At 39.2% G+C, this 24,900-nt stretch carries 23 protein-coding genes (1 of these 23 only partly in view); 8 read left to right on the top strand and 15 right to left on the bottom strand.

The annotated features are described in order from the left end of the window. Positions 1-4: 4 nt before the first annotated feature. Positions 5-910, bottom strand: coding sequence for an AraC family transcriptional regulator (locus AC1F25_RS00140; RefSeq protein ID WP_002312019.1), 906 nt, complete (start codon positions 908-910; stop codon positions 5-7). A 174-nt stretch (positions 911-1,084) separates the two neighbouring features. On the opposite strand from AC1F25_RS00140, the gene AC1F25_RS00135 reads away from it, so the two are divergent. The 5 genes from AC1F25_RS00135 (at position 1,085) to AC1F25_RS00115 (ending at position 6,674) form a co-directional block, all read left to right on the top strand. Then, a complete protein-coding gene (locus tag AC1F25_RS00135) occupies positions 1,085-2,539 on the top strand; it encodes a glycoside-pentoside-hexuronide (GPH):cation symporter (protein ID WP_002316516.1) in 1,455 nt (484 codons plus the stop codon). A 15-nt stretch (positions 2,540-2,554) separates the two neighbouring features. Then, positions 2,555-3,586 carry an aldose epimerase family protein gene (locus AC1F25_RS00130; protein WP_002313341.1) on the top strand — a complete coding sequence of 344 codons (1,032 nt, stop codon included), beginning with the start codon at positions 2,555-2,557 and terminating at the stop codon, positions 3,584-3,586. A 6-nt stretch (positions 3,587-3,592) separates the two neighbouring features. Beyond that, on the top strand, positions 3,593-4,780 hold the full coding sequence (locus AC1F25_RS00125; protein WP_002308124.1) for a galactokinase: 1,188 nt from the start codon (positions 3,593-3,595) through the stop codon (positions 4,778-4,780). 153 nt (positions 4,781-4,933) lie between these two features. Continuing rightward, positions 4,934-6,316 carry a Y-family DNA polymerase gene (locus tag AC1F25_RS00120; protein ID WP_002312015.1) on the top strand — a complete coding sequence of 461 codons (1,383 nt, stop codon included), beginning with the start codon at positions 4,934-4,936 and terminating at the stop codon, positions 6,314-6,316. Beyond that, positions 6,288-6,674, top strand: coding sequence for a hypothetical protein (locus AC1F25_RS00115; RefSeq protein ID WP_002291408.1), 387 nt, complete (start codon positions 6,288-6,290; stop codon positions 6,672-6,674). The genes AC1F25_RS00120 and AC1F25_RS00115 overlap by 29 nt, the downstream gene beginning before the upstream one ends. Positions 6,675-6,795: 121 nt before the next feature. Here AC1F25_RS00115 and AC1F25_RS00110 read toward each other — a convergent pair whose 3' ends face one another. From AC1F25_RS00110 to efp, 14 genes are all read right to left on the bottom strand, one after another. After that, positions 6,796-7,464, bottom strand: coding sequence for a DUF421 domain-containing protein (locus AC1F25_RS00110; protein ID WP_479994152.1), 669 nt, complete (start codon positions 7,462-7,464; stop codon positions 6,796-6,798). Between the two features lie 278 nt (positions 7,465-7,742). After that, the gene (locus AC1F25_RS00105) at positions 7,743-9,122 is read right to left on the bottom strand and encodes an FAD-dependent oxidoreductase (RefSeq protein WP_002308118.1); all 1,380 of its coding nucleotides are present in this window, start codon (positions 9,120-9,122) and stop codon (positions 7,743-7,745) included. 173 nt (positions 9,123-9,295) lie between these two features. Beyond that, positions 9,296-10,465, bottom strand: a complete 1,170-nt coding sequence (locus AC1F25_RS00100; protein ID WP_002308116.1) for a pyridoxal phosphate-dependent aminotransferase — start codon at positions 10,463-10,465, stop codon at positions 9,296-9,298. Beyond that, a complete protein-coding gene (locus tag AC1F25_RS00095; protein ID WP_002308115.1) occupies positions 10,440-11,591 on the bottom strand; it encodes a M20 family metallopeptidase in 1,152 nt (383 codons plus the stop codon). Before AC1F25_RS00095 ends, AC1F25_RS00100 begins: the two co-directional genes overlap by 26 nt. Continuing rightward, positions 11,551-12,900 (bottom strand): aspartate kinase, encoded by a 1,350-nt coding sequence (locus tag AC1F25_RS00090; RefSeq protein ID WP_050396362.1) that lies wholly within the window; start codon positions 12,898-12,900, stop codon positions 11,551-11,553. The genes AC1F25_RS00095 and AC1F25_RS00090 overlap by 41 nt, the downstream gene beginning before the upstream one ends. Before the next feature lie 8 nt (positions 12,901-12,908). Continuing rightward, positions 12,909-13,910: an aspartate-semialdehyde dehydrogenase gene (locus AC1F25_RS00085; RefSeq protein ID WP_002308113.1), complete on the bottom strand. Its 1,002-nt coding sequence runs from the start codon at positions 13,908-13,910 to the stop codon at positions 12,909-12,911. Between the two features lie 15 nt (positions 13,911-13,925). After that, positions 13,926-14,621, bottom strand: coding sequence for a 2,3,4,5-tetrahydropyridine-2,6-dicarboxylate N-acetyltransferase (gene dapD, locus AC1F25_RS00080; protein WP_002308112.1), 696 nt, complete (start codon positions 14,619-14,621; stop codon positions 13,926-13,928). A 5-nt stretch (positions 14,622-14,626) separates the two neighbouring features. Continuing rightward, positions 14,627-15,343, bottom strand: coding sequence for a 4-hydroxy-tetrahydrodipicolinate reductase (gene dapB / locus AC1F25_RS00075; RefSeq protein ID WP_087063172.1), 717 nt, complete (start codon positions 15,341-15,343; stop codon positions 14,627-14,629). Then, positions 15,340-16,221 (bottom strand): 4-hydroxy-tetrahydrodipicolinate synthase, encoded by an 882-nt coding sequence (gene dapA, locus AC1F25_RS00070; RefSeq protein ID WP_087063174.1) that lies wholly within the window; start codon positions 16,219-16,221, stop codon positions 15,340-15,342. Before dapA ends, dapB begins: the two co-directional genes overlap by 4 nt. Before the next feature lie 2 nt (positions 16,222-16,223). Continuing rightward, positions 16,224-17,024: a diaminopimelate epimerase gene (gene dapF, locus AC1F25_RS00065; RefSeq protein WP_002308107.1), complete on the bottom strand. Its 801-nt coding sequence runs from the start codon at positions 17,022-17,024 to the stop codon at positions 16,224-16,226. Beyond that, a complete protein-coding gene (gene lysA, locus AC1F25_RS00060) occupies positions 17,011-18,270 on the bottom strand; it encodes a diaminopimelate decarboxylase (protein ID WP_087063176.1) in 1,260 nt (419 codons plus the stop codon). Before lysA ends, dapF begins: the two co-directional genes overlap by 14 nt. A gap of 287 nt (positions 18,271-18,557) precedes the next feature. Further along, positions 18,558-20,453 (bottom strand): alkyl/aryl-sulfatase, encoded by a 1,896-nt coding sequence (locus tag AC1F25_RS00055; RefSeq protein ID WP_325819883.1) that lies wholly within the window; start codon positions 20,451-20,453, stop codon positions 18,558-18,560. A 127-nt stretch (positions 20,454-20,580) separates the two neighbouring features. Continuing rightward, the gene (locus tag AC1F25_RS00050; RefSeq protein ID WP_002344585.1) at positions 20,581-21,348 is read right to left on the bottom strand and encodes a J domain-containing protein; all 768 of its coding nucleotides are present in this window, start codon (positions 21,346-21,348) and stop codon (positions 20,581-20,583) included. 197 nt (positions 21,349-21,545) lie between these two features. Further along, positions 21,546-22,109, bottom strand: a complete 564-nt coding sequence (efp, locus tag AC1F25_RS00045) for an elongation factor P (protein WP_002289434.1) — start codon at positions 22,107-22,109, stop codon at positions 21,546-21,548. 426 nt (positions 22,110-22,535) lie between these two features. Here efp and AC1F25_RS00040 point away from each other — a divergent pair, with 426 nt between their 5' ends. The 3 genes from AC1F25_RS00040 to AC1F25_RS00030 form a co-directional block, all read left to right on the top strand. Beyond that, a complete protein-coding gene (locus AC1F25_RS00040; RefSeq protein ID WP_002313332.1) occupies positions 22,536-23,453 on the top strand; it encodes a PLP-dependent cysteine synthase family protein in 918 nt (305 codons plus the stop codon). 12 nt (positions 23,454-23,465) lie between these two features. Then, positions 23,466-24,611: a cystathionine gamma-synthase gene (locus AC1F25_RS00035; protein WP_002312002.1), complete on the top strand. Its 1,146-nt coding sequence runs from the start codon at positions 23,466-23,468 to the stop codon at positions 24,609-24,611. A 171-nt stretch (positions 24,612-24,782) separates the two neighbouring features. Next, positions 24,783-24,900: the 5' end (the start) of an S-ribosylhomocysteine lyase gene (locus AC1F25_RS00030; protein WP_002289439.1), read on the top strand. Its footprint extends 341 nt past the window's final position; 118 of the gene's 459 nt are visible here — the first part of the coding sequence; the start codon lies at positions 24,783-24,785; the stop codon falls past the right edge of the window.

The raw sequence follows: 24,900 nt of genomic DNA, 5'->3' as shown, positions 1-24,900 counted from the left end.
CAAATTAGGTCGTCCAAGAGACTGCAGTTTGTTTTTCCAACTGTTTTTTCAAAGTATCCAAAGCAATATTCTTGAAATTTTCGTTTTTCATCCGTTTACGATAGTTCGTAGCCGTTTCTCCGGTACTTTTTTTGAACATCCGGCTAAATACGACTAGACTATTGAACCCTACTTGGTAGGCAATGCTTTCCACGGATTCATCCGTCAGGGAAAGAAGAAACGCCCCTCGATTAATCCGTACCCCAATCAAATATTCCTTGATACTGGTACCCATATGATTTTTGAATACTCGTGACAAGTGACTCCGGTTGACAGCTAAATGCTGGGCGATTTCCTCAACAGATAAATTTTCCGCATAATGTGCCTCGATGTATTTGACTGTCTCAACAGCTAAGGAGGAATGAACTTTTTGTACGCCACCGCTGATCTTTCCGCCGTCTTTTAAAAGGACTGATAAAAAACGGTAGGTTAGTGCTGTTAACTGTAATTCATTTTCCAAGGTTTCTTCCGTATCTTTCATACACTCTAAAATAATGTCGATATATTTTTGTATATCGGAAGAGACCATCGTGTACTGGTCTTCTCTGAAAAGCGACTGCCGGATGATTTCTTCTGCCGCATGTCCACCGAAAGAAAGCCAGCAATACATCCATGGATCTTCTCCATCTGATAAGTAAAATGTCGAGTCTCCTGGACGAATCAAGAATAGATCTCCTTTTTTCAATTGAAACTGTTGATTTTTCACATGATAAGATCCTTTGCCTTCCATCACGACGTGTAAGATGTAATCATTGCGAATAGCAGGACCAAAAGAATGAAACGGCATCGTTTTAGAGAAGCCGCAAAAATCAAAATACAATTCTTTTTCTACTTGTTGATGTTCCTTTTTTAAAAAAATCGATTGCTCCATTTCTCCCTCTCCTTACTTCTTTAGTATAATGCAACAAAAAGTTAAATAAAAGTCACAGAAATATATTAAAAAGGAAGCGATTTCTTGTTAAGTTTAAGTCATTAAAAGATCTTTGTTATTCGTTGTAACCGGTTTACTTAGTATTATATATTGAACAGGAGAGGAATACAGATTATGAAAAGCAAAATGATCCAACGTATGTCCTACGCTTTAGGCGCTTTTGGACACGACACATTCTATGTTACATTAAGCACTTATTTTATGGTATTCGTGACAAGCCAGATGTTTGCAGGAACAGATAAGGCAACGAATGCAAAAATGATTGCTACAGTTACAAGCTTAGTTGTAGGTATCCGCTTAGTTGAAATTATTTTTGATCCTTTGATTGGTGGCGTTATTGATAATACCCGTACAAAATATGGTAAATTCAAACCATGGTTAGTTATCGGTGGTATTGTTAGTTCTGTACTCTTGGTAGCAATCTTTACCAATTTCTTTGGCTTAGCTACTCATAATACGACTTTATTTATCATATTATTTGCAATCGTTTTCATATTGCTGGATAGTTTTTATTCATTCAAGGATATCGCTTTTTGGTCAATGATTCCTGCTTTGAGTACGGAAACAAAGGAACGTGAAAAATTTGCTACGTTTGCTCGTTTCGGCTCTTCTCTAGGTGCAAATGGTACTACACTAGTCGTTGTCCCTATCGTTACTTTCTTTACTTATCTTGTTACTCATAAACATATTGAAGGCGCTTCAGGTTGGTTCTGGTTCGGTGTGATTGCTGCTGTTATTTCAGGCGGTACTGCAATTATCACTGCCTTGGGAACAAAAGAAGTCGATACTGCGATCCGTCAACAAAATGAAAAAGCCGGAATCAAAGATGTGTTCAAAGCAGTTGCTCAAAATGATCAATTGATGTGGCTTGCCCTTGCTTATATCGCTTATGCGATTGCTAATGTAGCAACGACTGCTGTATTGTTCTACTTCTTCAAATATGTACTTGGCCAACCAACTGAATTTTGGATCGTTGGTCTAGTTGCTGCCTTACTTGGTTTAGTAGCTGTTCCACTATTCCCAATGCTTACACGTGTCATCTCTCGTCGCTACGTTTACCTTGGCGGGATTGCAATGATGATTTCTTCCTACTTTTTCTTTACGATCGCAGGTTCAAGTTTGCCAATCGTTATCATCGGGTTAGTATTGTTCTACTTCCCTCAACAATTGATTTTCTTATCCGCTTTGATGACAATCACAGACTCTGTTGAATATGGTCAATGGAAAAATGGTATCCGTAATGAAGCTGTTACTCTCTCTATTCGTCCTTTACTAGATAAAATCGCTGGTGCTTTGTCTAACGGAATCGTAGGTTTTGTCGCTATCGCTTCTGGGATGACTGGTAATGCTACTGCTGCTGATATCACTGCTCATGGCGTAACGACTTTCAAAGCTTATGCATTCTATGCTCCTGCTGCTTTGATGATTTTCTCCGCTATTATTTTTGCTTGGAAGATTACATTGACAGAGAAAAAACATGCACAAATCGTTGAGGAATTAGAAAACAAATTGGCTCCAGCTGATACAATGGAAGATGAACTTCACGATGCAGTAGTTCCTTCACATTAAGAAAGGATCTTGAAAATGAAGATTACAGAAAAAGATTTCGGTCAAGGTTATCATTTGATAACCTTGGAGAATAAAAACAAGCTAGTACTTTCTGTCTCTGATTTAGGTGCTAGGATCGTTTGTTTAAAAACAAATGATCAAGAATTAGTTTTGGGATTTGACACCGCTGAAGAATATATCGAAAAAGACCCGTATATCGGCGCGTCTATCGGTCGCACCGCAGGGAGGATCGAAAATGGCCGCTTTTCTCTCAATGGAAAAACTTACCAATTAGCTACAAATCCAAATACTGGGCATAATCTGCATGGTGGTTCTCCTGGATTTGAATTAAAAAAATGGTCTTATGTCATTTTGAATGGCGAAAATGAAGCTGCTGTCATTTTTACTACTACAAGTCCCGACGGAGAACATGGTTTTCCAGGTACATTGGATGTGGAAGTCCGTTATACTTTGACACAAGATAATATCTGGCGAGTGACCACTCGCGGCATCAGTGATCAAGATACTTTATTCAATCCGACAAATCATGTCTACTTCAACTTGACGGGAGATGCTTCTCAAACGATCGATCAACATGAGCTTTGGCTCAATAGTGAAGCTTACGCTCCTTTACGAGCAGACAGTATTCCTATAGGAGTAAAAGAAAATACTGCAGGGAATGCTTTCGATTTTCAAACGCCTAAAAAACTAGCGACCGTTTTTGCTAGTGATTTGGATCAAAAAGAACTCGTTGACGGAATCGATCATCCATTTTTCTTAAAAGAATCTGGCTTGGATAAAGAAGCTGCTCGCTTGACTAGTCCGGATAAAAAAATCCAAGTAGATATCGCTACAGATGCTTCTAGTATGGTTATTTTCACTGCAAATTTCGGTCCAGAAACACCAGAAATGCGTGGTCGAAAACTGGCACATCACGGCGGCATCACATTTGAGACTCAAACAGCTCCAGGGGCAGAGCGTTTCTCAGCATTTGGTTCGATTCATTTAAAAGCCGGAACAGCATTTGAAACAGTGACAGAATTCAAAATCAAAACAAGAGAGGAATAACTCATCATGGAAATCAAAAGAAGCTTAAACACAAAATTTGCCGAAACATTCGGCCCTAAAAAAACGACACAATACTTCTCGCCAGGTCGCATCAATTTGATTGGTGAACACACCGATTACAATGGCGGTCATGTCTTCCCTGCTTCTATCACTTATGGAACACAAGGTGTCGCCGCACCTAGAGACGATAATAAAATATTAGTTTATTCCACAAACTTTGATGATATCGGTGTCATCAGTTTTACTTTAGACGAGCTAGAATATGATAAAAAAGCAAATTGGGCAAACTACGTAAAAGGAATGATCCTTAAATTAAAAGAAGCTGGACACCCAATTGATCATGGATTTGAGTTGTTGGTGGAAGGAACAATTCCTAACGGTGCAGGACTTTCCAGTAGTGCTTCATTAGAATTATTGGTAGGTGTTGTATTAGAAGATCTATTTGATTTAAAAACGGATCGTTTGGAACTAGTTCAAACGGGTAAAAAAGTAGAAAATGAATTCATCGGTGTCAATTCAGGTATCATGGATCAGTTTGCCATCGGCTTCGGTGAGCTAGATCATGCGATTTTGTTAGATACAAATACGCTGAAATATGAAATGGTCCCAGTGAAACTAGATGGTTATGCAATCGTCATCATGAATACGAATAAACGTCGGGAATTGGCAGATTCAAAATACAATGAGCGCCGCAGCGAATGCGAAGAAGCCTTGGCACGTCTGCAAAAAACTTTGCCTATCTCTTCTTTAGGAGACTTAGATGAAGAAGAATTTGAATCAACTATTGACCAAATCGGTGATGATACATTGACACGCAGAGCTCGTCATGCTGTTTCTGAAAATCAACGTACTTTGAAAGCAAAAGCTGAATTAGAAGCTGGAAACTTGGAAGCATTTGGACAACTGCTAAATGATTCTCACCACTCTCTTCGCTATGATTATGAAGTGACTGGGATCGAGTTAGATACGCTAGTGGACGCTGCTCAAAAACAAGAAGGTGTCCTAGGTGCACGAATGACAGGAGCTGGATTTGGTGGCTGTGCGATTGCTCTTGTCAAAGAAGAAAATATACCTGCCTTCAAAAACAATGTCTATGATGAATATATGAAAGTTGTCGGCTATGCTCCAGAATTTTATGTTGCACACATTGGAAATGGGACAACAAAGATTGATCCAGAAGCCGTTCATGTTTGATAGAAAAATCAATGAACACAGCTAAATAAACAAATACAAATAACCTCTCAGCAATTTTCAAACATGAGCAAAAGGCTCACATTTGAAAATTGCTGTTTTTTATTGACACAAAAAGGGAACATGTGTTCTAATTGTGTAGAAGAGGTGATTGTTATGTGGGCGAATCAAAATCCAGTATTTGTTTATGAAAAAGAACCTTCACGAGATATTTTATGTATTGACTGCAAATCTTTTTACGCCTCCGTAGAGTGCGTGGAAAAGGATCTTGATCCCCTTACAACTAAATTAGTAGTAATGTCCTATCCGTCTGATTCGACAGAAACACGGGGTAGCGGATTAATCTTGGCTTCCAGTCCTGCAGCAAAAAAAGCATACGGCATCACCAATATCAGCCGTGCCAGAGATTTACCCTTTCCCTATCCAAGTGATTTATATATTGTTGCTCCAAGGATGGCTTATTATATGGAAAAAAACAGAGAAATCAATACTATCTATAAAAAATATGCAGATGAAGCGAACCATCATGTCTATTCCGTTGATGAAAGCTTCCTTGATGTAACAAATAGCATGGCACTCTTTGGTAAAACGAATGCGTACGACATGGCTAAGCTGATCCATAAAGATGTATTTGAACAGACCGGAATCTACACGACTATAGGAATCGGCGATAACCCACTACTTGCTAAACTAGCCTTAGATAATGGCTCAAAAGACGGAAAACAAATGATTGCTGAATGGCGTTATGAAGATGTCCCAGAAAAGTTATGGACAATCTCAGATATCACTGACTTTTGGGGAATCGGCAAACGAACAGCAAAACGACTGAAACAAATGGGTATACATTCGGTTTATGATTTAGCTCACGCGGATTATTATCACTTGAAAAGCACGTTAGGGATCATCGGTACTCAGCTTTATGCCCATGCTTGGGGAATCGATCGAAGTTTTTTAGGACAAGAATATATACCAAAATCAAGAAGTATCGGAAATAGTCAAATTCTAGATAGAGATTATACGAGGCAAGAAGAAATCGAGATCGTTATCAAAGAAATGGCCGATCAAGTCGGCACTCGCTTGAGACGATCTGCAGCAAAAGCACAAGTAGTCAGCTTATGGGTAGGATACTCCTTAGGTTATCTTGACCCAAATGGTAAGACCGGTTTTCACCAGCAAACAAAAATCGAAGCGACAAATGCTAGCAGAAATCTAGCAGATGCTTTATTGACCATTTTCCACCAGCATTACCGCTGTCAGGATATTCGACGTATAGGCGTGAACTGTTCCAACCTCGTATACGCGACAGGTTTACAGCTTAACCTTTTTGAAGATCCTGAAAAGCAGATAAATGAAGCAAAAGTTGATTTTGTAGTCGATACGATCAGAAAAAAATACGGCTTTAAATCAATCATCCATGCGCATAGTCTCTTGCAAGGAGGACGCGCCATTGCACGTAGCTCTCTCGTTGGTGGGCATGCAGGTGGTATGAGTGGATTAGAAGGTGGAAAAGATGAGACGGACAGCAAAAAAATTCATTGACTATAACGAGTATCGAGATCGTCCATTTGGATTAAAATGGGGGACCGCTTTTGCGATGGAAGAACTAGTCAACGGTATCAAAAAAAATGAAGAAGAAGCACGCAAACAACCTCTCCCTAAACAACAAATGACATTACAAGAAATCGATAGTATACTGACAGAAGCTTTTTTATCTCGTAAAGCAGTAATCATCCAGCTCAATTTAACAGATGAATTTGGAAGACTCTTAGATGAGGTTGAAGGTCATTTCATTGGTGAAGCCTATGAAGATTATTTTATGATCGACCATCAGCCGATAGTTTGGGAAGACGTACGGCATATTGAGTTAAAAGAAACAAAAAAATGGTTTGTGACATGAGAGGCTGTTCAATCAGCATTTTGATCTTATTATTAGCTGATTGAACATCGTTTAGTGGAGGTTGCGAAAAAGTCGCTTAGTTTTGAGTATCAAGTCAAAGAGCTGATTTCACAACCTCTCTCTATCCATCTATCCGGTAAGATTCATGCATCACGTCTTCTTTGTTTAGTACGTAGAACCCTTTTTCTTCTGACCATTCGACATAAATCAGCTGTTTTACGTCTGCATAGCCTTCTTTCTTCAAATCCTCCAGAAGCCACGATTCATCTAGTTGATTGGATTGAAGTACTTTATGCTGGATTTGTCCTTCGTCCACTAGCAGGATCGACAAAGCTTTGTCATCATCTGATTTTTTCAATACACTCATTTGACCGGCATTCTCTAGGATAACATGTTTGGCATTTTCAAGAGAAAAGCATTCCTGCTGTCTTAAGATTGCTCGCAACTGCTCCATCTCGATATGGTTATTTGCCAACTCTGTCATGTTGATGACGCCGTCTTTGATTAAAACAGAGGGCTCGCCTTTAACCCAGCGATTGACTTTTTCATTTTTTTGGACGATACGTTCGATACCATAAATCATTACTGCCCAAAGCGCAATGGCAAATAGGACATGGCCTACATGGACATTGTCATCATAGGTTGATTCTTCTAAGATCCCCCCTAAAACAAGCGTATAGACTAAATCAAATGGTGTGATTTCCGACATGGATTTCTTCCCAAGCAAACGCACCACTAATAACAAGCCGATCAACCCGAATACCAGTTTCATTGTGATTGAAAAAACCATTCTTTCTCCCCCTAACTATCTGTTAATTAAATTATATATGCTTTCTCTCAAACACGCATGGAATATACAAGGAAGAAATGTATCCTTTCACTAAAATAAGGACTGTGACACGAGTCGTGTCACAGTCCTTATTCCGAACAAAAGGTGTTCCAGAAGTAGCTTCTTCGAAAAATAAGCCGAAATTTCACAAAAATTTGAGAAACAATTTCCGTAAATTCCTTCTTATTTCTTGAAGCTGACCACTTCTGTCACAACCTCTTTTCAAATATTTCGTTTCCTTATTCTACAAATGGTTCTTCTCCTAGTGCTTGTTGAGCGGCTAGATTCAACATGCTCCATTGTCGGTCAAAACCTGGTTGGAAGAAGAAGTCGGCTTCTGCCAGTTCTTCTAAAGTCAGTTTATTTTGTATCGCTAGTGCCAACACATTTCCTTGACCTGTAACATCATAGGTAGATAATACTGCTCCTCCTAGCAATTGATGGGTCATTGGATCTGAGAATAATTGGATGGACACTTTTGGATTTCCTTGTTCTTCTGGTACATATTTTGGTCGTAACGTATCTTCATAATAAGACACTCGTACATCTACTCCTGCTTTTGCTGCAGTGAAGCTATTTAATCCACTTGCTGCAAAATGGTAGTCGAAGACACTTAATGCGGAGGAACCTACGACTCCGCCGAACGGTTTATTTGGTACTTCTTCAAAAAGATGTTTTACTACATAACGTGCTTCTCTACGTGCAACAGTCGCTAAAGCGATCGGCATTTTTTTGCGTGCTGGGATAGAATAAGCAAGTGTAGCATCTCCTACTGCATACACATCTGGAAGATTTGTTTGCAAGTATTCATTCGTTTGGATCCAGCCACGTTCATCTAAGTCGACGATCCCTTTTAACCATTCAGTATTTGCCTTCACTCCAGCAGCTTGGATGACTAGGTCTGCTGGGATTTCTTTTTCACTTGTTTTGATCGCTTCCACTTTTCCGTTTCCGGTAAAGGCTTCGATTTTGGCGTTTGTCAAAACTTCAATACCGTTTTCATTTAGGTGTTGTTCTAAAATGTCTGTCATCTCAGCATCTAAATATGTGCCTAAGGGTCTGTCGATCACATCAAGCAAGACGACTTCTTTTCCAGCTTTTCGGCTTGCTTCTGCTGCTTCGATCCCAATGTAACCAGCACCTACGACAGCGATTTTTTTAATAGCAGGATCATTTAATTTTTCTTTGATTTTGGTTGCCCAATTGTATCCACGCATCAAATAGACATTTTCTAAATCTGCCCCTGGTACTGGCAAATTGTTTGGTTTGACACCAGAACTCAAGATCAATTTATCATAAGGATATTCTTTTGTTTCGTTATCTGATGTGCTAGTAACCGTTACTGTTTTTTTATCTGCATTGATCGTTTTTACTTCGTGATTATTTAAAATATGAACATTGGATTGCGGAAAGTTTTCTGGTCTGAAATTACGTACATCATTTACATCTGTTACCTTGTCTTCTAGATACAGCTCCATACCGCATGACATGAAGGAAACATAGTCTCCTGCTTCAAATAGCGTGATATCTACATTTTCACCGTATCGTGTCAATAGTTCCAAGATCGATTGATGCCCTCCATGAGATGCACCTACAATGACAACTTTGATTTTTTCCATTGATGAAACCTCCTTGAATATTCTTTTAAAATCATTCTAAACAATTTAAACTTAACATTACATCAGTTATGAATCAAAAGAAACGCGCTCATTTGAACCAAATTTAAAAAACAATCGGCAGCTTGCAGAATATACCGCAAAGATGTCGATTGTTTTTTGAGAAAATTCATGAATTACTGTTCTGTTAAAAAGTCTTTGATCCGTTTGCACGCTTCATGTAAGTTTTCCATACTGCTAGCATAAGAAATCCGTATATAGCCTTCTCCTTCTGGGCCAAATGCAATGCCAGGGATACACGCAACTTTTGCCTGTTCCGCTAAGTCTACACAAAACTGCCAAGAGTCGGTTTGAATGACAGCTGGGAGTTTGCAAAATAAGTAAAATGCACCATTTGGCTGAGTCACTTCAAATCCTAAAGGCGCCAATTGCTGGACCAGATAGTCTCTCCGTGTTTGATATTGTTCTTTCATATTCTCGCTATCTTTTACTCCATTTATTAGCGCTTCAGTCGCAGCTTTTTGCGACATCGTTGTAGCCGCAGTCACCAGATATTGATGGACTTTAATTAGTTCGTCAATAAGGGCTTTTTGAGCAAAAATAAAGCCTACTCGCCAACCAGTCATCGCATGTGACTTGGATAACCCGCTTATCACGATTGTTTGTTCCGGAAGATAAGAAGCTATGGATATATGCGTTCCAGTGTAAGTCAATTCAGCATATACTTCATCACTTATAACAAATACCGGATATTTTTTTAAAACTTCAGCGATTGCTTCCAACTGGCTTGCAGACAATGTCGTTCCAGTGGGATTGTTAGGATAATTTAAAATGACTGCTTTGATAGCTGATCCATATTGTTCAAATGCTCGTTCAAATTGTTCCGGCTGACAAACAAACCCTGTGTCAGAAGTATTTATCGGAATCAATTCAGCACCAGCTAGTTCCACTAATGGCTGATATCCTGAATAAGCAGGCGCTGGAATAAGAACCTTGTCTCCTTCTTCTAAAACAGATAACAATGCAGAGGCAATCGCTTCCGTTGCACCAACCGTCGTCAAAACTTCCGTTTGCGGATCATAAGTTAATCCATAACGCTGTTGCTGAAACATACAAGCAGCTTCCCGCAGTTCCTCCAGTCCTCTCATTCCGGTATAGTGAGAAAAGTCTTCTTCAATCGCTGCTATTCCGGCTTGTTTGACATGTTCGGGAGTCGGAAAATCCGGTTCTCCCAAGGTGAGCTTGATCACATCTGGTATCGACGATATTTGCTGATCGAATTGCCGTATTTTAGATACTTCTATTCTAGAAAGTCTGGGATTAAATCGATTGGATAAATTCATCATTATTTACTCGCTCCTCTTTTGAACTGCTATCGATTTTTTCAAGAAGATTTTCTGTAAAAAGAATCGTTTTGTACCATTCTACACCATTTTCTAAAACATCCATATCAAAATCGAACGTCGGATCATGTAAAGCAGGGGTATCACCGACACCTAAAAAGAAAAATACACAAGGATATTGTTGCGTATATATGCCAAAATCTTCGGCTTGAAGAACTGGATCCTCTAATTCATGTAATTTGTTTGAATCCGACAACGCTGCATATAAGCCTCCATGATTGATCACAGCTGGATAGCCGTCATTATAGCGGAAAGAAATAGTTGCTGCAGAGTGAAACTGTTCTGCTAAATGAGCTAATCCCCTCTTCAAATAATTTTGCATATCTGAACTGTAAGAACGGATACTTCCGGATACAATAACTTCTCCAGCTAAAACATTCCGGATCGTTCCACCTTGGATTTGACCAAATTTCATTAGATGATTCCACTCTGCCGGTAATTGCCGATCAAAATCATAAACATTCTTCAAAAATCGTACAGCTGCCTCCAGACTATCGATTCCTTTTTCACTAGAAGCAATATGCGCGGACTGGCCCTTGATGATAATGTCTGTTTCACTGCTTTGTGCCATCAAAGGTCCTGGTCGAGAAAAAACTTCTCCTTTAGCTAGTCCAGGCCATAGATGAAAGCCAAATATTGCTTGTACTTCATATTTATCTAATAATCCTGACTGAATAACACTTTGTGCGCCGCCGGAAATTTCTTCTGATGGCTGATAAATCAGTACTACATTATAAATAAGCTCCTCGATGTGTTCAGTTATAAAGTCGGTCAACCCTAAAAGCATCGCCATATGTCCGTCATGACCACATGCATGCATATACCCTTCATGCTTAGAAGCAAAAAAGAGATTTGTTTCTTCTTTGACTGGCAGTGCATCGATATCTGTTCGAAAAGCAATCGTTTCTTCTTGTTGATTATCAAAATAAAGAAGCAGTCCTGTTTCGCCGATTTCATGGATAACGGCTCCACTATTTTTTACTTGTTCATATAAATATTTTTTTGTTTTAAATTCATGAAATCCGATTTCAGGAATTTGATGGAGTGCCATTCGATATTCTTTCAGCATCCGTATTCACCATCCCTTCATAGATACCCTTCACTACGGTTTCATACTGATCATTCGGTACACCGATGATTAGATTCAACTCCTGTGCTCCTTGTGATAAGATCGATGTGCGAATTTCTAATTTGTTCAATATCGATAACACTTTCCCAGATAAACCGATCAATTCTTTATGCGGTCCGCCAACGACAGAGATCAAAGCTAAGTCTTCAATCACGACGATTTCTTCCACGCCAAGTGTTTCTTTTAATTCTTTTGTGATGAGAAATAATTTATCGGCAATCGCTTCTGCTGAAACGATCACTCCGATATTGTCGATCCCTGAAGGAATATGTTCGATTGATATCTCATGTTTAGCAAAAATGCTCATTGCTTTCCAGATAAACCCGATTTCATCAGACATATGACGTTTGAATAAAGTGATCGAAAGAAAATCCTTGCGTCCAGCTATTCCTGTCAGTCCATTTTCCTTTTCCACTTCGTGATTCGATATTTTTGTTCCTTGAGCGAAAGGATCATTGGTATTTTTTATTTGGATGGGGATATCCGCCTCTTGAACTGGGAAAACAGCTGCTTCATGAAGAACATTAGCCCCCATATAAGCCATCTCTCTCAGTTCTCTAAAAGAGATTTCCTCGATGATTTTAGGATGATCGATGATTCGCGGATCAGCCATCATGATTCCTGAAACATCTGTCCAATTCTCATAACTCGCCGCTTGTAGCATCTTCGCCAGTATCGCGCCAGTAATGTCGCTTCCCCCACGTCCCAATAATTTTTCTTTGCCTGCAGGGTTTGCCCCGTAAAATCCTGGAACAACCATTTTCGGATATCTTTTAAATGCTTTTGTGATTTCCTGTGCTGTTTTTTCCTCATCTATTTTTCCATCATAGTCAAAGAACAGCAGGTCCTTTGCATCAATGAACTGGTAACCAAGATACTCAGCCATCAGTCGAGCAGTCAGATATTCACCTCTGCTTACTAAATAATCTTCAGTTATCTTTTCATCTTCCAGTTGTTTTTGTATGCGTGCCAGTTCCTCTTCCACAGGTAACTGCAGGTCAAGAAGGTCTCTTACTTGAACGAAACGTTCACAGATCCTTTCCCAAAGAGGTGTCCAATCAACATGATGCTGAAGGTAGGCATAAATCAAATAAAGTAAGTCTGTTACTTTGTCATCATCTGATGTACGTTTGCCTAAAGCAGAAACAACGATCACTTGACGATTGGGATCTGAAAGAACAATTGTATGGACTTTTTTGAATTGTTCTTCATGAGACATCGATGTTCCGCCGAATTTTGCTATTTTCAGCGTATTACTCATCTTGCCACCTCCGCTATTTTCTGCATTAAAGCTACAGCAATCTGTACGGCATTTGCAGCGGCTCCTTTGCGTATGTTATCGGCAGTTGTATAGAACAACAGTCCGTTCTCTAAAGAGGTGTCTTTTCTGATCCTCCCCGCATAAACCGTATCTGTTCCTTTAGCAAGAATGCTCGTTGGATATTTATGTGCTGCTAGATCATCTTCTAATTGGATCCCTGGAAACTGACTGAGACACTCTTTAACTTCTTCAATCGTAAACTCTTTTTGCAACTGAACGGCCACCGAGACTCCGTGTCCATTCTCGATTGGCACACGTACACAGGTTGCTGATACTGGCAAATCAGGCTGATGCAGAATCTTACGGGTCTCATTTATCATTTTCTGTTCTTCTTTGGTATAACCATTTTCCAAAGGCTGATCGATTTCTGGAATCACCGTTTGACTAATATTATAAGGATACAAAGCTGGTTCCTCGTCATTTTGCGTGCGATAAAGATCTTGGATACCTTTCTGTCCAGAACCAGAAACTGCTTGATAGGTCGAATAATTGACTCGTTGGATTCCAAAAGCTTCTTGTAAAGCTTTAAGCGGTAGTACCGCTTGAATGGTTGAACAATTTGGATTCGCAATCAGCCGATTCAATGTATAGTCTTCCAGATTAACCTCTGGAACGATCAATGGAATATCCGAATCTTCTCGCCATGCCGAGGAATTATCTATAACAAATAATCCTTGACTTCTTGCGATTGGCGCAAACTCTTTGGATACAGAAGCACCTGCAGAAAATAGCGCTAAATCATATCCTTCAAATGAAGTTTCTGTCAATTCCTGTACAGTGTGTTTCTTCCCCTTGAATACACAAACTTTGCCAGCTGAACGTTTTGACGCTAATAATTTCAATCGTCCTACTGGAAAATCATATTCTTCTAACACTTTGAGCATCGTTTGTCCGACTAATCCGGTTGCCCCCACAATACAGGTATCTATTTCGCGCATTTTTCTCCATCTCCTCTATAATTCGCGTAACGCAGCAATCAATGCTGTATTTTCTTTTGTCTGATCATCACTTATTTTCAAGACTCGTGCAGGTATCCCACCGACAACAGTACCTGCTGACACATCTTCTAAAACCACTGCTCCTGCTGCCACGACTGCATCTTTTCCGATATGGACACCTTCAACAATCACTGCATTCGCACCTATCAGTACGCCGTCTTCTACGATAACCGGTTTAGCCGATGCGGGTTCGATTACACCCGCTAAGACAGCTCCTGCACCAATATGGCAGTTTTTGCCCACTGTCGCTCGTCCACCTAAGACAGCACCCATATCAATCATCGTGTTTTCACCGATTACTGCACCGATATTGATAATCGCTCCCATCATGATCACGGCATTGTTGCCGATGGACACTTGATCTCTGATAATAGCACCTGGTTCGATACGGGCATTGATTTTTTTGATATCCAACAAAGGAACTGCACTGTATCTTGCAGCAGTTTCGATTTCGATTTCAATGATTTTTTCCGCTTCAGCTTCTAAAACCGGAGCAATCGACTCGTAGTCACCAAAAACAACGAAGCTGTTTCCTTCACCAAAAACTTTGCTGTCTTTAAATTTGATTGGCTCGGTTACATTCAGATAGACTTTCACAGGCGTCTTTTTAGATGCCGTTTGAATGTAGCGGATGATTTCTTGAGCTTCCACGTTTCTTACACCCCTTTATCCATTAATAAATCTTCTAATTTGTAATAACCTGGTGGCTGATTTTTCAACCAGTCCGCTGCTTCTACTGCACCTGCAGCAAAGATTCGATTAGAAAAAGATTCATGTTTGACCGTAAATACTTCATCGGGAGCTGCAAACATTACCTCATGTTCACCAGGTAAAGAACCTGCACGAATACTGTGTACACCAATTTGATTTTCTTCTCTTTTTTGTCCTTGCCAGTTATATACAGGCTGAAGCTTTTGTACTTCTTGGATTGTTTGAAGCAGCATATTCGCGGTACCAGATGGTGCATCTTTTTTACGACTATGATGTTTTTCAATCAGTTCGATTTGCCAGTCTTGCAACATTGCAGCTGCTTGCTTGATCAGTTGGTTCATCACCATGATGCCTAACGAAAAATTAGCACTATACATCACAGGTACCTGCTTGGCATGTTCTTCCATTTCTTGGAACTGTGATTGTGTATAACCTGTCGTGCCAATGACTAACGGAAGTTGATAAGACAAGCTATACGAAAGGATCATTTCTAAATTATCTGGATGAGAAAAATCAATAAGCAGTTCTGGCAGTTCTGTAAAAGCAAGTGTAGTTGCTTCTTTAGATGCCGTCCGTAAAAGAAGGACCGTGTCTCCTCTTTCTTGTGCAACTTCTTCGACTCTATTCCCCATCTGTCCACTGCCGATCAGTCCGATTTTCATTTTTCAACCGTCCTTTCCCTTAGCAAAAGCTGAGCTAATTGTTTCTTTTTCTCTTCCGAAAGGGACACTAAAGGCAGGCGTAGAGGTCCTGAAGGTAAATTTAATAATGACATAGCTGCTTTGACAGGAATAGGATTGGTCTCACTGAACAAGGCATGGATCAGCTCAAGTGCATTTAATTGTTTTTCTTTTGCTTGCTGCCATCTTCCGTCCATCGTATCTTTTACTAACTCATGGACTATTTTAGGCTGGATATTTGCCCATACACTGATTACACCGCTCCCTCCTACACTCATTACTGGCAGGATCAAATCATCATTTCCGCTGTAAAGGCTGAATTTTTCGCTAATCAATCGAGCGGCTTCCATCACATAAGCCATATCTCCTGAGGCTTCTTTCAAACCAATGATATTAGGATGTTCTGCTAAATTTACTAGTACATGGATTGGAATCGACATGCCTGTTCTAGAAGGGACATTATATAAAATAAGCGGAATTGGTGAAGCTTCTGCAATTGCTGTAAAATGAGCAGCTAATCCTGCATCACTTGTTTTGTTGTAGTAAGGAGTGATGACCAAAAGTGCATCTGCGCCCAAAGAAGCAAAATGCTTCGCTTTTTCAATCGTTTCTTTCGTATTATTCGTTCCAGCTCCTGCAATCACCGGCACACGGCCAGCCACTTTCTTTACTGTCAGTTGAAGGATCTTCTCCTCCTCAGATTGTGTGAGTGTAGAAGATTCTCCTGTTGTACCCAAAACTAATAATCCGTCTGTTTGTTCATCTAAATGGAATTGGATCAATTTTTCCAAACCAGCGTAATCTACTGATCCCTCTTCATTCATCGGCGTGATCAGCGCCACGATTGAACCTTTTATCATCTTCATTCCTCCAATATTCTTGTCCATTCATGAACTGCTGGACCAGCCATTTGTATCGTATCCTCACCAGAGATCATCAAGTCTCCTTGTTCCAAGTGAACGACTACCTGATCTGCTGAAATCTTCCCAGTTTCCTTCGCAACCGCATAAGAGGCACAGCAACCTGTACCGCAAGCAAGTGTCCAACCTACTCCTCTTTCATAGGTACGGACGGTCAATTCCTGTTCATTGACTACTTCTACAAAGTTGACATTGGTTTTTTCTTTGAACAAAGGATGATGACAGATCAGTTCGCCTCTTTTTTTCCAGACTTCCTCACGCGAATTTTCAACAAAAACAACGGTATGGATCGTCCCTAAAAATAAACTAGTGATTGTTACTTTTTCGCCACCAATCTCTATTTCCTGGTTTTTTATTGGATAAGATTGCGCAGCTTTGATTTTTTCTGGAGAATCATCTGGCACTCCCATATCTACGCTGCAATAAAAAGGTGAGGGAGCCAACACCGTAATTTTTCTTGTGCCTGCTAACGTCTCTACGTCGAATTCCTGTTCATCCATCCTATTTTGATCATTCACATATCGAGCAAAACAGCGAATACCATTTCCGCACATAGGGGCACGGCTACCATCTTTGTTGTAATAGATCATTTCCAACGGATCGGTTTTTACGGCGATCAATCCGTCTGTGTCATATTTTTCTTTTGCACATAAAGAAGCAGCTAATTGACTATAATCCGTATCCTCTGTGTAATCTAATAAGATAAAATCATTTCCACAGCCATTATATTTATGAAGGATCATAAGAAACTTCCCCCCTTAGTAGATCAGAAAATACTTGTCTGCGAACAACCAGTCTCGATTGACCATTATTGACAAAAACAACTGCTGGTCGTGTCGCTCGGTTGTAGTTGCTGCTCATCGAATATCCGTAAGCCCCCGTGGAATAAACAGCTAAAAGATCACCCGATTTTGCTTTCGGCAAATAAGTTTCTTTGATTACCACATCACCTGATTCACACATTTTCCCTGCAATCGTCACTTTTTCTGTTTTTTCTTCCGACAGTTTTTCTGCTAAATCACAATCGTATGCTGCCTGATACAGAGCTGGGCGGATATTATCTGTCATCCCGCCATCTACAAAGTAATATTTTTTATGTGGTGTCTTTTTGATGAAGCCAATCGTGTATAGTGTTGTACCAGCTTCCCCAACAATACTTCTTCCTGGTTCGATCAGTAGTTGACGAATCGTCAGTTTTCGTTTGTCCAAAGATTCTTCCGTATATTCAATCAGCTTTTTTAGTGCCTCTTCGATTGGGATTGGCTGATCATTTTGTGTATAACGAATCCCGAATCCTCCCCCGAGATTCAAGGAAAGTGGTTGGTCAAAATCGGTTAAGTAACTCGTCAATTTGTCGATTTCAGCTAGCCAAGCAGTAACATCAAAAATTTGTGACCCAATATGGGCATGAAAACCTTCTAACTCTAGATAACTGCTTTCTTTTATCAATTGGAGAGCTTGCTGACACTCTTTACTTTCATAGCTCATGCCGAATTTTGAATCAATATGTGCAGTGACTATATATTCATGAGTATGGGCTTCTACACCGACATTCAACCGAAGCATGACATCGACTTTTTTAGAATAGCGTTGGCTTAATTCTTCTAATAACTCGACTTCCATCAAGTTATCGGCAACAACATGCAACAACTCATTTTCAAGTGCATAGCTCAGTTCTTCTGGGGTCTTGTTATTACCATGGAAATAAATAGCATCTCTAGGAAAATCAGCTTGCAAAGCGGTATAGATTTCCCCACCGCTGACAACATCCAGCCCAAATCCATATTCATGGACTAAACGTAGCATCTCAATCGTTTGGAATGCTTTAGAGGCGTAAAGAACTTTTGTATCAAAATGCTTCGATACAAAGCCTCGCTTGAATGACAGCATCGTTTGTCTCATCTTTTCTTCGTCATACACATACAGAGGTGTCTTATACTTTTCTGCTAATGTGCTTGCTGTGACTCCGCCAATTATCAATTCTGTCATTTTTTTATTCCTCTTTTCACATTTTTTCCGTTTTTATTGGAATTTCATTTGATAAAGATTTGAATTTTATTGGAATAATATTATACAAAATTTTCTGAATTGTCTAGTATATTTCGAAACATTTTTTTAAAACAAAAATAAAAAAGGGGACAAAAAATAAAATATCCGAACTATCAGAAGAATATTCCTGCATATAAGCAGAGGTTTATCGCTGTTTAGCGATGATAAACCCTTCTTTCTTCCATATCGTTCGGACATCTTAAATTTTTGAGTTATTTCAACTATTTTCACGGTTCCATGATATTGAAATAGTTGTTTGTATCTGCTTTAAAAAGCATGGACCAGCTTCTTGGTTCACCTGAGGAATCAAGCATTTGCTGGAGGAATGCTACTCTTTTTCCTTCATAAATAAGCGCGGCCTCCTCTTTGTCTGAAGAAATAGGATAATAAGTCAAAATTCCTTGCCAGTAATCGATGAAATAAGTCGTTGGCAATGAATGGATTTGACCATTTGAAAGTTGCCAGTCATCTGTGAACTTTACCATGCCCGTCTGTTGTTTTTTGGTCGAAATAGTATGGATGCTTAAATAATCCAGCAACATTTCTCCATTCATCTGTGCCGATAGCTCTGACGAATCAGCCGATTCAATTGAAAACAAGTCCACATCTTCCTTTAATTCCAGTGCTCCAGTCAAGTACTCATTTCGCCAAGCCCCAGATTCCGTTTGATACCCTAGTTGTGTCAACGACCGCCGGCAAAGCGCTCTTGCTTCTTTATTTTCAGGATCTGCGTAAATGACCAAATTCGTAACTTTTGCCACCCATTGATAATTTCCTTTTTCATAATCTTCATGCGCTTTTTCTAAGATAGCTTCTGCTCCACCCATGTACTTTACCGTTTGTTTCGCTTCCCGTTCAGGAGGAAGCGGATTCAAATTCACCGGATTTGAATCATACCAACCGATATACTTTTGATAAACCGCCTTGCTATTATGAGCAATCGTTCCGTAATATGGTCTTAGATACCACTGGTTTGTCAGCTCTTCTGGCAAAGCGACTTGTTCTGCTAATTCGTTTATGGTATACCCGGCATTGACAGCTTTAAGTGATTCATCATGAATTCCTTTATATAACCGTGCTTGGTCTAGTAAATACCTGTTAATAGCATCTGGTTCCTCCTCAGTGGCATACCGCGGCCAAGTATGCGCATGGAACAATACTTTTGCTTTTGGTCCATAGCGCCGTTGTGCCTCGATAAGGTATCTCGACCAGCTTTTTCCATCTCGTATCTGTGCCCCTCGCAGAGTATAAAGATTATGCATCGTACAAGTGCAGTTTTCTGCCATCCAAAGCGCTTGATATGCTGGAATATACGTATTCATTTCGGCAGGGGCTTCTGTGCCAGGGGTCAATTGGAAATCCAGATCTAATCCATCGATAGCGATTATTTTATTTTCAGTGATCTCACAAGTAGGAAGCTCAAAACTGATTGTGCCTGTAGATTGTCCTTGTCCAATTCCAACAGATAAGGAACCAAATGGACTTTTTTCTAAGGAAGAGCCATATTGAAAGACTGCTCTTCTTCCCATGGCCTTCCCTACCATAAGGTTCTCAGAAATAGCAGCTTCCGTAAATCCTTCAGGTACATAAATCGGAACAGAAGGATCTACTTTGAAGTCTTTAAACAAACCGCGTATGCCACCAAAATGATCGACATGGGAATGACTGATAATGATTCCTGCAAGATTCCCCTCCACTTCTGGATACCCGTTTTCATTAAACCAGCGATCCGCAAACTCAATCGCTGCTCTTGAACATTCGATACTCATCAATGTATCAAAGACAATCCATTTATTGTTTGGGGTAAGAACCAGTGTGAGGTTGGCCATATCAAATCCCCGTAACTGAAAGATTTGCTCAGTGACACGAAAGAGACCCGTTTGATGGTTACATCGCGCATTTTCCCAAAGACTTGGATTCGCACAGTTTGGACATTCCTCTTCTAAAAATGCATAAGCTTTCTGACTCCATATAACTTTTCCTTCTTCAATAATCTCTAAATGGTTAAAGGGAGCAACACAATTCTGGCTAGCTAACATAAATTCATGATTATCCGCAAAGTTTAATTGTTTTTTTACGTTGTTATTTTCTTTCTGTGTCTCTTTCGTCGTATGCTTCTCCATTATTCAGCCTCCGTTTTCTCTTTTTAAACTAATTTAATTATAATATTATTTTAATATAAAGAGAAAGAAAACGATATCTTGATTATACAAGCAGTAGGAAAATAAAAGGAAACATGGCAATTTGAAACTATTTCAAATATTTATAGGCTTCGATAATCTCTTCGTACTTTTCTTTCGCATTTTCTTCTACGGATTTATCTGGATGATACTTCATGACTTTTTGTCGATAGGCATGTTTGATCTCTTCTTTTGTTGCCTGTTCATCTACACCTAAGATCAGCCTAAAATAAGCTTCCAGTTCAAAAGGCTCGTTGATTACTAAAGAAGTTTTTTTGTTGTTCTTATTTTGATTAGATGATTGTTGCGTATGCTCAGAAGTATCTTTCTTTTCATTTTTTTCTTTGAGTAAAAAAGTGAATAAATACGTACACTTACGAAAATACTTATTCAAAGAATGATAAACAACTAAACGGATACCAATTGCTACGAGAGAGATCGGAACTGTCAGCAAAATATTCCAAATCAAAGCTAATTGAAAAATAACATTTAATAAATAAAAAACAGTAACTAACGTCATACATGATCCTATGATCTGCAATGGATAAATACCATAAAATTGTAATAGACTAGACAACAGCAGGTAACTCAGTGGAATGCTTAAAAGAATAAATAATTTTACAGATAGATGCGCTTCTGTAAATCGTTGAAAATAATGGATGATAGGCTGAAAAAATTCTAATAATTCAATATATCGCCCACCTATTTCATTCGGAAGGAACATCGAAAACAAAACAACAATTATGTACAAAGCTACTTCTGGGAATGCAAGCGTTACAATTATTACCCATAACAAAAAAATCAAAAGATAAAAAAACAGTAATAGGATGAATCCCATAAAGATTCCTCTCTTTCAAAATATTCGACAGATCACGTCTTTCAATTAAATTGTATTTCAAAGTGTAAATAAAACAAATACTTTTTTATTTTTCAATCGGCTGATTCTACAAAAAACCTCTTGAAAGGCAGATCGGATGATCTACTTTTCAAGAGGTCAAACTATGTTTTTCAACTTCTTATCAATTCGTTAGCTTATTATTTTGACGCACGTTTTACATAAGAACCTTCTGCTGTATTGATTTCCAATAATTCATCTGTTTCGATGAAGTCAGGAACATTGACCACTAAGCCAGTTTCCATTGTCGCTGGTTTACCTGAACCAGTAACTGTTGCACCTTTGATTGAAGGTTGTGTTTCCACGACACGCAACACGACAGTTGTCGGTAATTGAACACCGATAACTTCGCTACCGAAGAATTGGATTTTTACTTCCATGTTTTCTAGGATATATTTCATTTCTTCTTCTACTGTTTCTACAGGAATTTCATATTGTTCATATGTTTCCAAATCCATGAAGAAAGCTGTATCGTCCATCGTGTACAAATATTGCACAGGTTTTGTGTCGATATGTGCTTTTTCAAATTTTTCTTCTGGTCTGAAAGTTGTGTCGTATGTTGCGCCTGAACGGACATCTTTCAGTTTCATACGCATAACTGTATTTCCTTTACCAGGTTTATGGTGGCTTGCATCCAGAACTTTAATCAATTTACCGTCTTGAACGAACGTCATACCGGCTCTTAAATCACTTGCTGAGATCATTATTTTTGCTCCTTCTTTTCTTTATCATAATCAACTTTATTGTATCAGACAACCGGACAGAAAACTAGAGTATTCTCTATCTTTTAAGGTTTCATGCCTATTTGTCAAAAAAAAAATAAACACGGGTAAACGATACTATCGAAATTTTTTTCTTTCAAGCCTTTGACTTTTATTTTTTTTCATGCTATCGTTAATAAAAATTTTAATTGGAGGGATACACATGACAGTCAGCAACCAAAAACAATTGAATCGTTGCTGTTGTATGGTGCGTAAAAGCAGCATACTATTTGTCATGTCTATTAATTGCCCTTCATAGAATGAGTACCAGGTAATTTACCTTTTGTCTACTCAATTTTTCTCTATGTCTTTCAAGGAGCTGATTTAATAGTCAGCTCCTTTTTTTATTATCTTTTTTAGGAGGTCCATATGATTATCTCGACAATTACAGAAGCTATTGGTTCCACACCGCTTTATCGCTTTGACAATCAGCACTATTCTATGCCTAAAGGTTCTGCTATTTATGCAAAACTGGAATATTTAAATCCAGGAGGAAGTATCAAAGATCGATTGGGTAGTTATTTGATCAAAGAAGGACTTGCCCAAGGAAAAATCAATGAAAAAACGACGATCATCGAACCGACTGCCGGAAACACAGGGATTGGGATTGCTCTGGCCGCACTCACGCATCAGTTAAGAACGATTTTTGTTGTTCCAGAGAAGTTCAGCTTGGAAAAACAACAATTGATGAAAGCATTGGGAGCAAAGATCATCCATTCTCCTAGTGAGAAAGGAATCGTCGGTGCCATCAGCAAAAGTAAAAAACTTGCAGAAGAGATATCGAATAGCTATCTGCCTCTTCAATTTGAAAATAAAGATAATCCCGCTGCTTACTATTATACGTTAGGACCGGAAATCTTTCATGAAATCAAAGAAGATATTCATAGTTTTGTGGCGGGGATCGGTAGCGGTGGAACCTTTGCTGGAACTTCTACCTTTTTGAAAGAAAAATATCCCGATATTCGAATAATCGGTGTAGAACCAGAGGGCTCTGTGTTAAATGGCGGAGATCCAGCCCCTCATGAAATTGAGGGTATCGGTGTAGAATTCATTCCGCCGTTTCTTTCTCCCCTTTCAATCAATCAGATCGAAACAATCTCTGATGGAGAAGGGTTTAACTATACTAGGCAATTAGCACGAGAACAAGGACTATTAGTTGGAAGTTCGAGTGGTGCGGCTTTTGCAGCAGCATTAAGAGAAATTCGTCGTTTACCACCTGGTCATCGTGTCGTTACGATTTTTCCAGACGCAGCAGACCGCTATTTATCAAAAAACATTTACTTATAGGAGGAAAGAAACATGCATATTCAAACAAAATTGATCCACGGAGGCATCAGTGAAGATCCCACAACAGGAGCTGTCAGTGTACCTATTTATCAAACATCCACTTATCGACAAGATGGAGTCGGACATCCTAAGCAATATGAATATTCAAGATCTGGTAATCCTACTCGTTTTGCACTGGAAGAACTGATTGCTGATTTGGAAGGGGGTGTTCGAGGATTCGCTTTTTCTTCTGGACTTTCTGGGATTCATGCCGTTTTTTCTCTTTTTGAAGCTGGCGATCATATCTTATTAGGAGATGATGTCTATGGGGGAACATTCCGTCTATTTGACAAGGTTCTTACTAAAAATGGTCTCGAGTACACGATCATAGATACGAGCAATCTTGATAAAATAGAACAATCCATCCACCCCAATACAAAAGCACTTTATCTTGAAACACCTAGCAATCCGCTTCTAAAGATTACTGATTTAGAAAAAAGTGCCACTCTGGCTCATCGACATGGATTGATAGTTATTGCTGACAATACATTTGCTACTCCTTATTTTCAAAAACCATTAGATCTTGGTTCTGATATCGTTGTCCACAGCGGCACCAAATATCTAGGCGGACACAGCGATGTAGTAGCTGGTTTAGTGACTACTAGACATAAAGAGCTGGCTGAGCAGATTGGATTTTATCAAAATGCTATCGGTGCCGTTCTTGGTCCTCAAGATAGCTGGTTACTTCAGCGTGGAATCAAGACTCTAAGTGTTCGTATGGAGGAACATCAAAAAAATGCTTTTGCAGTAGCTGATTTTCTCTTTTCTCATCCAGCAGTAGAAAAGGTCTACTATCCAGGATTACCCGACCATGAACTTTATGGAATTGCTAAGCAACAAATGAGCGGCTTTAGCGGAATGGTTTCTTTTACTTTAAAAAATGAAGCAACTGCTATTCCTTTTATTGAATCTCTCCAACTATTTACTCTAGCAGAAAGTTTAGGTGGCGTAGAAAGTTTAGTAGAAGTTCCCTCTGTCATGACTCATGCGTCTATTCCAAAAGAAAAACGTGAAGAGGCTGGCATAAAGGACGGATTAATTCGTCTTTCTGTAGGAATTGAGTATGGTCAGGATCTCATAAACGATTTAGCTCAGGCATTTGACACAATCAAGAACTAGAAAGTCCACATAAATGGTTTAGCAGAAAAATCTAAAAAATATTTCAGATTGCTACACCTTGGAAACGATAAGTGTTAGAATCAAGTAGAAAGACGTTTTTGTAAATTTCACTAAATAATTCTTTAGTGGAAAACATCAAAACAAATGAACAAATAGATAGGAGTCTTACAAATGAGAATGAATGTCGAAAGTTTTAATCTTGACCATACAAAAGTCAAAGCACCTTATGTACGTGTAGCCGATCGAAAAACAGGTGCACATGGCGATGTCATCATTAAATACGACGTCC

The organism is Enterococcus sp. M-BR2, assembly GCF_056612775.1.
This window is presented reverse-complemented; position numbering and strand designations above follow the sequence as displayed.